Origin of the sequence: Mesorhizobium sp. M4B.F.Ca.ET.089.01.1.1 (assembly GCF_004022605.1) — a bacterium.
Classification (GTDB): domain Bacteria; phylum Pseudomonadota; class Alphaproteobacteria; order Rhizobiales; family Rhizobiaceae; genus Mesorhizobium; species Mesorhizobium abyssinicae.
Genome location: NZ_RZOS01000855.1, coordinates 1 through 1,276 on the forward strand (window position 1 = coordinate 1; position 1,276 = coordinate 1,276).

A 1,276-nucleotide genomic window follows, 5' to 3' on the forward strand; every position below is an offset into this window, starting at 1 on the left:
CACCTGCGGCGCGGCCGCCAGCCCGATCACCGGCGCGGCGAGCAGGCAAGCAGCGACCGCCAGCAGTGGCCATGCCGCCTGCAGCATAAGTCCGGCGGCGAACGCGCCGGCTTTGTCCTGATAAGGGTTGCTGCTCATGCGGCTTCCCCGGCCTGAATGTGCACCGGTCGGCCGGAGGCGGCGAGCAGTTTGCGCGCCTGCGCTGCAGTGTGCGAGCGGCCGGTGCCGACCAGCCATGCGGCGGCGACGGTAGCGCTGCGTTGGAAGCCGAGCGCGCAACAGATCAGCACGGTGCCCTGCCGGCGCGCCGCCTCGATCGCCAGCACCGCTTCGGAGAGTTCCTTCTCGGCTGGCGGCATCAGGTCGAGTACGGCAAGGCTGATCCATCGGCATGACGCGCGAGCCGGCCGCTCCAACTCGGCGGCAAGGTCGACCACCGTGCCGAAGCCATTAGCTTCGGCCGTCGTCGGGAAGCGGCCGAGGAAGACGCCGTCGGCGACCGGCACGCGGGGCGGCAGCGTGCGCGTCCAGGCCCAGAGATTGATTTTCGCGCCGATACGGTAGGGCCAGAGCAGCAGGCGGCTGGCGAGCGGCACACTGCCGTCGGCCGCTTTCTGGAACACTTTCACCCCGGCCCCGGCATAGGCAAAGGCGACGATGGCAAGCGCCAGCGCCGGCCACAGCAGCACGAGGGCTATCGGCGACACAAGTGCGCCGCCGGCCGCGCTGGCGAGCAGCAGCGCCGCCCCCAGCCCATAGAAGAGCGCCAGCCGCCGCGCTCTCCTATCAGCGGTCAGCCGGAAGCCGGCGAACGGCAGCTCGCCCTCGCGCGGGAACAGCCACACAGCGAACAGGCCGAGAAGCGCGCCGGTCGGGATGTCGATGAAATGGTGCTGCCATGTCGTCAACACCGAGGCTCCGATCAGGAAGCACCAGACGTGCCAGATAATTTCCGCGATTCCGGTCAGCCTGTGCCGCCAGTGATCCCAGATTATCACCAGCAGCGCTATGTGCAGCGACGGCGCCTGGTTGAACGGTTTGTCGAAACCGCCGAGCACCGCGAACAGGAATCCCGGCAGGCCCGATGTCTCCGGCCGCACGAAGGTGGCCTTGAGCGGGAACAGGATGAAGCAGGTCACCGCGACGGCCTGCGCCGTCAGATAGCGGCCGGCAAGGCGGTCGACGCCGCGCTTGCTATCGTTGAGGAGCAGCGACAGTCCGTAGAACAGGTTAATCGACCAGTAGGGCACGATCGTCCAGGCCATGAACGGAATGT

At 68.0% G+C, this 1,276-nt stretch carries 1 protein-coding gene; it reads right to left on the minus strand.

Features of this window, described 5'->3' with window-relative positions:
- Window positions 1-134: 134 nt before the first annotated feature.
- On the minus strand, window positions 135-1,276 hold a 1,142-nt coding region (locus EN780_RS34520), incomplete at its 5' end, for a phosphatase PAP2/dual specificity phosphatase family protein (protein WP_133372885.1).